Source organism: Devosia equisanguinis (assembly GCF_900631955.1).
GTDB lineage: Bacteria > Pseudomonadota > Alphaproteobacteria > Rhizobiales > Devosiaceae > Devosia > Devosia equisanguinis.
The window spans coordinates 37,046-45,151 of sequence record NZ_UZWD01000012.1 but is presented as its reverse complement, the minus strand read 5'-3'; the positions used below and the strand labels follow the sequence as shown (position 1 = coordinate 45,151).

The 8,106-nt window shown below is 64.7% G+C and carries 8 protein-coding genes; 5 read left to right on the top strand and 3 right to left on the bottom strand.

Going from position 1 to position 8,106, the window contains the following annotated elements; translation table 11 throughout:
• Nucleotides 1-100: 100 nt before the first annotated feature.
• The gene (hemW, locus tag DEVEQU_RS04090; RefSeq protein ID WP_126149301.1) at nt 101-1,255 is read left to right on the top strand and encodes a radical SAM family heme chaperone HemW; all 1,155 of its coding nucleotides are present in this window, start codon (nt 101-103) and stop codon (nt 1,253-1,255) included.
• Here hemW and DEVEQU_RS04085 read toward each other — a convergent pair.
• Nucleotides 1,252-2,448 (bottom strand): penicillin-binding protein activator, encoded by a 1,197-nt coding sequence (locus DEVEQU_RS04085; protein WP_164550238.1) that lies wholly within the window; start codon nt 2,446-2,448, stop codon nt 1,252-1,254. The two genes, hemW and DEVEQU_RS04085, sit on opposite strands and share 4 nt — an antisense overlap.
• 128 nt (nt 2,449-2,576) lie before the next feature.
• Here DEVEQU_RS04085 and rsmI point away from each other — a divergent pair, with 128 nt between their 5' ends.
• The 4 genes from rsmI (at nt 2,577) to DEVEQU_RS04065 (ending at nt 5,665) form a co-directional block, all read left to right on the top strand.
• Nucleotides 2,577-3,464 carry a 16S rRNA (cytidine(1402)-2'-O)-methyltransferase gene (gene rsmI / locus DEVEQU_RS04080; protein WP_126149299.1) on the top strand — a complete coding sequence of 296 codons (888 nt, stop codon included), beginning with the start codon at nt 2,577-2,579 and terminating at the stop codon, nt 3,462-3,464.
• On the top strand, nt 3,433-3,819 hold the full coding sequence (locus tag DEVEQU_RS04075; protein WP_223214096.1) for a YraN family protein: 387 nt from the start codon (nt 3,433-3,435) through the stop codon (nt 3,817-3,819). Before rsmI ends, DEVEQU_RS04075 begins: the two co-directional genes overlap by 32 nt.
• A gap of 8 nt (nt 3,820-3,827) precedes the next feature.
• Nucleotides 3,828-4,772: a glutathione synthase gene (gene gshB / locus DEVEQU_RS04070; RefSeq protein WP_126149297.1), complete on the top strand. Its 945-nt coding sequence runs from the start codon at nt 3,828-3,830 to the stop codon at nt 4,770-4,772.
• 266 nt (nt 4,773-5,038) lie between these two features.
• Entirely contained in the window at nt 5,039-5,665 is a 627-nt protein-coding gene (locus tag DEVEQU_RS04065; protein WP_126149296.1) for a MarC family protein, read from the top strand.
• 2 nt (nt 5,666-5,667) lie between these two features.
• Here the strand turns inward: DEVEQU_RS04065 and DEVEQU_RS04060 are convergent, their stop codons facing one another.
• The gene (locus tag DEVEQU_RS04060; RefSeq protein ID WP_126149295.1) at nt 5,668-6,831 is read right to left on the bottom strand and encodes an SGNH/GDSL hydrolase family protein; all 1,164 of its coding nucleotides are present in this window, start codon (nt 6,829-6,831) and stop codon (nt 5,668-5,670) included.
• 71 nt (nt 6,832-6,902) lie between these two features.
• The gene (locus DEVEQU_RS04055; RefSeq protein ID WP_164550237.1) at nt 6,903-8,105 is read right to left on the bottom strand and encodes a lytic murein transglycosylase; all 1,203 of its coding nucleotides are present in this window, start codon (nt 8,103-8,105) and stop codon (nt 6,903-6,905) included.
• Between the last annotated feature and the right edge of the window lies 1 nt (nt 8,106).

The window sequence follows — 8,106 nt, the reverse complement described above, 5'->3', positions numbered from 1 at the left end:
GAGGGACCGAGGGAGGGGGTCCATCAGTGGATCACTGAACCACCCCCCACCCCAACCCTCCCCCTCAAGGGGGGAGGGAGCCAGAAAGCGGGGCTTGCCCATGACCAATCCCAACGACCTCTTCGGCGTCTATGTGCATTGGCCCTTCTGCGCCGCCAAATGCCCCTATTGCGACTTTAATTCCCACGTGCATCGCGGCGCCTTTGACGAGGATGCTTTCGTCGAGGGCTATATTCGCGAAATTTCCTATATGGCGGCGCTGTCGCCGGGCCGGCTGGTGCAGTCGGTGTTTTTCGGCGGCGGCACGCCCTCGCTGATGAGCCCCAGGGCCGTCGGCACGATTCTCGACGTCATCGCCAGCAAATGGCAGGTGGCCAACAATGCCGAGATCACGCTGGAGGCCAACCCGACCAGCGTCGAGGTCGACCGCTTCCGCGGCTTCCGCACCGCCGGGATCAATCGGGTGTCGCTGGGGGTTCAGTCGCTGCGCGAAAAGCCGCTGGCCGAGCTGGGCCGCCGCCACAGCGTGGACGAGGCCATCGCCGCCGTGCGCATCGCCCAATCGATATTCGATCGCTCGAGCTTTGATCTCATCTATGCCCGCCCCGGCCAGACGCTGGAAGATTGGGAAGACGAGCTCAAGGAAGCCTTGTGGATGGCGCGCGGCCATATCAGCCTCTACCAGCTGACCATCGAACAGGGCACGCGCTATTTCGACCTGTTCAATGCCGGCAAGCTGAAGATGCCCAACGAGGACCTGGCGGCCGATTTCTACGAGATAACGCAGGAACTGACCGCGCAAGCAGGCATGCCGGCCTATGAGATTTCCAACCATGCGGTGCCCGGCCAGGAAAGCCGGCACAACATGCTTTACTGGCGCTATGGCGAATATGCCGGCATCGGCCCGGGTGCCCATGGACGACTGGTCATCAACCACCAGCGCCACGCCACCGCCACCGAAAAAATGCCGTTCGACTGGCTGTCCCGCGTCAACCAGAACGGCCATGGCATGGTCACTGACGATATCCTCACCTGGGAAGAACAGGGCGATGAATTCCTGGTCATGGGCCTCCGGCTCAAGGAAGGCATTTCCCCCAGCCGCTTTATGGCGCTGTCGGGCCGCGGCATCACCGAAAAGCAGATCGACGCCCTCAAGGGTTATGGCTTCGTCGAGACCCTGCCCAACGGCAATATCCGCGTCACCGAAAAAGGCTTTCCGGTGCTCGACGCCGTAGTGGCCGACTTGGCGGCCTAGAGCTTCGGCCCTTCGACTGTTACCACCCCGCTTGGTCCGATCTGCTTGATCGCCAGCGCATATTCCGAGCGGCCATCGGTGCCGAAGCGGAACAGGCCATCGCGGCCATTGAAGCCGGTGGGATTGGTCATCAGGCTGGGATTATAGGGCGGCGTGGCCAGCGACAGCGTATTCACATTGGCGAGAATCGTCGCCGTATAGGCCAGGGTTGCCAGCGGATGTGGCCGCCCACCGAATCGGGCCTGATAGTCCGGGGTGATGGCATTGAGCCCGGCCTCGTCCACCGCCGGATAAATGGCCCCTCGCAGGCCCGGTGAGGCCAGGATCGCCGGATCGCCCGCCCATTCGGCCGAACCAGCCAGTTGCAGCAGATCCGGCGTTACCCCCGCCTGGGCCAGGGCCTGCCCGAAGGCCGGGGCGGCACTGCGCTCGGGCAGGAACAGCGTGTCGATCATGCCGCGATCGATCAGCGGCTTGGCCTGCGCCACGATTCCGGCAATCTCGCTGGGCGAGGAATACATATAGACCGCATTGGGTGGGGCGCCGGAGGCGGTCGCCTGCTGGCGGAAGGCCAGCGCCTGGGCTTCGCCATAGGGCGTCGTCGGAAAGGCCCCGGCCAGCCCGCGCCGGCCCTGGGCGCGCAGATAGGAGACGGCGCGCTTCATTTCCATGTCAGGGGTGACCGAGAGCAGGTAGATGCCGGGTCCGGCCGACGAAACGGTGTTGGAAAAGCCGATCAGCGGCACGCCCGAGGCCCGCGCCACCGCCCCGGCGGCGCTCACCTGCTCGGCCTGCAGCGGCCCCAGAATCAGCTTGGCCCCCTCCGCCACCGCCGCATTGGCGGCATGGGTAGCGCCGGCGACAGAAGTGCCGCTATCGCGCAGGGTAATGGTGATGTTCTCGCCGATATTGGGATTGGCGTCGATAAAGGCGATGGCGAGGCGCGAGGCATTGGCGAGCGAAGTGCCGATTTGGACCATGCCGGGCTCGCCGGTCAGCGGCAGCAACAGCGTAACCGGCACCGGACCGCGCCCGAACCGGTCGGCCGCGGCATTGGTGCTGGTCGGGATGGGCATGCCGCTCGGGCCGCCATTGCCGCCGCCCTGGGGAGCGGGAAAGGAGAGGGTGCGCGAACCGAATTGCCATTCGCCGGGTGAACAGGAGGCGAGAAGGGCGGCAAGCCCGAAAGCCACCAGCCCGCGTGTCCAGACCTGCCGTCGCCATAGCCTCAGCATCGTTTCGCCCGAAATGCTCACATTGGGTTAACCAAGCTCACGCGATATGGTTAATCAAAAGTCAAAGTTACCGGGAAGTCTGCCGCATGAGTGCCGAAACCAGAGATTATTTCATCGCCGGCACCAAGTTCAGCGCGCCGCCCCTCGCGGCGGGACTCTATGTGGTGGCGACGCCCATCGGCAATCTGCGCGACATTACCCTGCGGGCGCTCGAAACCCTGGCCTCGGCCGATGCTGTCCTCTGCGAGGATACCCGCACCTCGGCGCGCCTGCTCGATCACTATGGCATCAAGGGGCGGCGCCAGGCCCTGCACGAGCACAATGAGCGCGACAAGGCCGCCTCTATCGTGGCCCGCATCGCAGGCGGCGAAGCCATTGCCCTGATCTCGGATGCCGGCACCCCCCTGCTCTCCGATCCAGGCTTTCCGCTGATTCGCGCGCTGGCGGAGGCCAATCTTCCGGTCTTTCCCATTCCCGGCGCATCGGCCCTGCTCTCGGCTTTGGTGGTCGCTGGCCTGCCCACCGATGCCTTTGTCTTTCATGGTTTCCTGCCGCCCAAGGCCGGCGCACGCGCCAATGCGCTATCTCGGCTCAAGGATTCACGTGAAACCATGGTCTTCTACGAATCGCCGCGCCGGCTCGCCGATACGCTCGCGGCCATGGCCGATGTTTTCGGCTCTCGCGCCGCCGCCGTTTCGCTGGAGCTGACCAAGCGCTTCGAGCGCACACGGCGCGGGTCCCTTGCCGACCTCGCCGCGTCATTCGCCGAAGAGGAAACCAAGGGCGAGGCGGTGATCGTCGTTGCTGGTGCCGAGGCCCCCAGCGCCCCGGCTGAAGCTGACTGGCAGGCGGCTTTGGCCACCGAGATGGCCGACCAGCCGCTGCGCGCCGCCGTCGATGCCATCGCCGCCCGTTTCGGGCTCAAGCGCAAGGAGGTCTATGATGCCGCGCTCGCCCTCAAGGCCCAAGGCTGATCGCCGCATCGCCGCCCAACGTTCTGGTCAGCGCGGCGAGGCGCTGGCGGCGCTCTACCTGCAAGCCAGCCTGCACCGCATTCGCGACCGCCGCTTCAAGACGCCGATGGGCGAGATCGACCTCGTGGCCGAGCGCTCCGGCACCATCATCTTCGTCGAAGTGAAAATGCGCAGCCGCGGCGATGCGGAGGAAGAGGCGTTCAAGGCCGTCAATCGCGAGCGCATCGTGCGCGCCGCCCAATATTGGCTGGCGCGGCACCCCGCCGAATCGGGCAAGGATTTCCGCTTCGATGTGATTTTTCTTGCGCGCGGGCGCTGGCCGCGCCATCTCATCAATGCCTTTCCCGCCTTCTGAGTATTGCCATGAGCCTCAAAGTCGCCGTCCAGATGGACCATGTCGCCACCATCAACCCCAAGGGCGACTCCACCTTCGCCATGATGCTGGAGGCACAGGCGCGCGGCCACGAGCTGCTGCATTACACACCCGACAGCCTGGCGTTGCGTGGCCACACGGTGAGTGCCCTGTGCCAGCCGATCACGGTCGTGGATCAGCCAAAGGGCGAGCATTTCACCCTGGGCGAGGCGCGCCGCGTCGATCTCTCCACTCAGGACGTGATCCTCATGCGCCAGGATCCGCCCTTCGACATGAACTACATCACCATCACCCATATCCTCGAGCGCCTGCACCCCAAGACGCTGGTGGTCAATCCGCCGGCCGCGGTGCGCAATGCGCCCGAAAAGATCCTGGTCACCGATTTCCCCGAACTGATGCCGCCGACCTTGGTGACCCGCGACCGCGCCGAGATCCATGCCTTTCGCAAGGAGCATGGCAACATCATCGTCAAGCCACTCTACGGCAATGGCGGCGCCGGCGTGTTCTTCATCCAGGAGGGCGACCACAATCTCGCCAGCCTCCTGGAATTGTTCGAGAGCAATTACCGCGAACCCTTCATGATCCAGAAATACCTGCCCGACGTGCGCAAGGGCGACAAGCGGATCATCATCATCGACGGCGAACCGGTGGCCGGGCTTAACCGCATCCCCGCCGACGGCGAGGCGCGCTCCAACATGCATGTCGGCGGCCGTCCCGAACTCTCGGAACTGACGGCGCGCGAGCGTGAAATCTGTGCCGCCATCGGCCCGGCCCTCAAAGAGCGCGACATGATCTTCGTCGGCATCGACGTGATCGGCGACTACCTCACCGAGATCAACGTCACCTCCCCCACCGGCATCCGCGAAATCAAACGCTTCGGCGGCCCCGACATCGCCGTCATGATCTGGAACGCCATCGAAAAGCGGCGCGGCTGAGGGGCAGTCTCGCCAGCCTTTCTATGGCGTTGTGCGCCGGTTGCCGCCTTATCGTCATCACCCGGCTTGACCGGGTGATCCATTCTTTAGAGCGTTTCACGTTCTGGTTGATGCAGCTTCATCGCGCCCAGCATCCACCTCGGTTTGAATTGATCTAGGTCCCGAGGCGAACCGGATAGCCGGGCGCTGGCGATGCAATAGTGCTCACTGCGCTTGGCGCGGCGGAGCAAATGCCCTAGTCCTTGGCTTTGGGTCCGGGGACGAACATGAACACATTCCTTGTCGCATTCGCCACCTTGTTCGCCACCGTGGGCGTTGCCGATATCGCCTTCATCTTTGCGGCGCTGACCAAGGATAATACGCCGGCGCAGCGGCGGCAGTTCGCCACGCGCGGCGTGCTGGTGGCGCTGGCCATCCTCCTGTTCTTCGCCGTTCTGGGCAATCTCATCCTCGACGTCTTCGGGATCACCATCGCGGCGCTGCGCACGGCGGGCGGCGTGCTGTTGCTGCTTATCGCCATCGACATGGTGTTCGCGCGCCATTCCGGCGGCACCGGCACCACCGATGAGGAAGAGATGGAGGCTCGCCGCAGCCACGATATCTCCGTCTTTCCGCTGGCCATGCCGCTGATGGCGGGACCGGGCGCCATCAGCGCGGTGATTCTGCTGACCACCGGCGCTCAAACCGATCTCGAATTCTGGCTGGTGCTGGCCGCCATCGTCGTCATTCTGGCTTTGGCCTGGCTGACGCTGCTGATCGCCATTCCGATCCAGAAACTGCTGGGGCTGACCGGCCTGTCGGTGGTGTCGCGCGTGGTCGGTATTCTGCTGGCGGCGCTGGCGGTGCAATTCGTCTTCGACGGCATCAAGGCCAGCGGCCTGCTCGGTGGCTGAGCCTATCGCCCACCCGCATTCTGAACAGCTGGAGCATTGGGGTCGATTCCCACGCCGAAGGCGTCGACCCGGCCGATCGGCGCCTGCATGAGCTGTTCGAGGCTGAAGGCCGGGGCGGCGGCGGGGGCGGAATTGGCGGTGATCAGATCGGCCGCCCGCTGCGGTGCGCGGCTCAGCGGCATGACCGCGCCGGCCACTTCCAGCAGCCGCACCTGGCCCAGGCCCTGATAGGGCGGGCGCAGCATGGCGGCGGCATCGGTGCCGGCCAGGGGATCGGCCACGGCCATGGTCACGGTGCCGCCGCGGTAGATATTGCGCAGCGACTGGCTGATATAGAAGGCGAGCTTGTCGGCGCCGGCGGCCGAGAAATGGATGCCGTCATCCTTGCGCATGCGGGCATTCTGCCCGTTCACGTCGGGGCCATAGGACGAATATTTGCCGTCCTCGCCGATGAAGCGGTCATAGATGTCCAAAAACTCCACCCCGCCCGAAAAGGCCGCCATTTTCTGTAGCGCGCTGATCTGGCTCATGGCGGTAGAATATTCGCTGCGCGACATGGGCGGCAGCCCCACCCAGATCACCGGTTTGCGGGCGGCCCGGAGCTGGCTCAAAAACGTATTGAGCCGCGCCTGGTAGGCCGTGGTCCAGCTTTCGCTCAGCGCCGGAAAAGTCTGGCCGTTGACCTTGATCTCCTGCCGGTCATTGACGCCGATAACAACCACCGCCACGTCGAAACTGTCGGCGGCGATCTGGTCTGCTACCGTCTTGTTCCAGTCGAAATAATCGTCGCGCACGAAGCCCGATGAGCTGACCCCCTGCCCGATCACCACGAGATTGGCGTCTTCGGCATAAAAGCGCTCCAGCGCCCGGCTGAGATCGACCGCCATGGAATCGCCGAAGACGGCGAGTCTTGTAGCATTGGGAGCTTTTTCCACCTGCGGCTTGGGCGGCGGCAAGGCTGCGGTGGGCGCCTGCTGGCGCGGCTGGGTCTGCTGTTGCTGCGGCGGTGGCGCCTGCTTGGGCTCCTCGCCGAAGAGCAGGTCGAACAGGGTGCGGCGGCGCTGTTCCTGGGCCACGAGAATACGGTCCTGCGTCTGGGCATAGGCCGCCGACACGTCGAGCGTCACCAGCATCGCCATCATCAGCAGCAGGAAAAACCGCTTCATTGCATCCGTCCGATCTTCTCGTCCGCTTCTACCAGAACCCGGGCAACCGGGCCAAGGCGCTCGCCTTTGCTTTACCGGCTCGCCGCCATCAGCGCCTCATAGCTGGCGCGGGTGATGAACCCGTCGGCCGCCTGCCCCTGGGCCGCCTGGAAGCGCGCATAGGCAGCCTGGCTGACCGGGCCGATGCGGCCATCGACGAGGCCGTCATAATAACCCAGCTGCTTGAGCGCCTGCTGAATACTCTGCCGCTGCGCCAGATTGGGTAGCGTTGCCTGGCGCGGCCAGGGCGCCACGAAAGCGCCGCCGCCCTTGAGTCGATCCGTCAGATGGGCCACGGCCAGCGCATAGCTGTCGGAGAAGTTGTAGCCCTTGAGCACCAGGTAGTTGCCGGTCATCAGGAATTTCGGCCCGTCCTTGCCGGCGGGCACATAGAGGAAGACGGGGATATCGAGATCGGCGAATTGTCGCCCGGACACCCGCGTCACGCCGCGTTCTGCAAAGAAGCGCAATGGCCGCAATTGGTCGCGGGTGGCGAGGAGATAATCGAAGCCCGGAGGGACCGACACCTCAAAACCCCAGTCGAGCCCCGGCTGATAGCCCAGCTTGCGCAGAAAGACGCCGCTGGTGGCCAGGGCGTCGGCCAGCGAATTGTGAAGGTCCAGCCGCCCGTCGCCATCCCCATCGGTGCCATGGGCGACCACATTGGCGGGATTGACCTGCAGATGCCCGATGGCCCCGGCCCAGGAGCCGAGCGGTGACACTCCGCCATTGGCTTCCGCAAGAAGCAAGGCAGCGAAGAAATCCATCTTGTCCTCGGTAAAGCGGGTGCGCCGCTGCCAGGCGACGGTCGCCAGCGAGCGCACGATGGGGCGAATGAGGCTGTCATTGCCCAAGACGCCGCCATAATCGGTCTCGATGCCCCAGATAGCGCCTAATATATAGGGATCGACCCCATACTGGCCGCCGATCCGGGCAAAGAGGTCGCTATTGCGCCCCAAAGCCGTCTTGCCGCGCTCGATGCGCGATGCCGAAACGCGGGCGTCGAGATAGTCCCAGATCGGGGTGGTGAATTCGGGCTGGGTCTCGACCAGATTGGGCACGCGCGGATCGGGCGTCAGCCCCTTGGTCAGCGTGTCGTAGCTGGCTGGGCTGATGCCCTGCCCCCGGGCTTCCTCCTTAAGGCCGGCCAGGAAGTCGGAAAAGCTGTCGACCGGCTGCGCCGCGACCGGCGTCGCCATCAGTAACAGAAACATCAGGACGCCGCGAAGACTCATG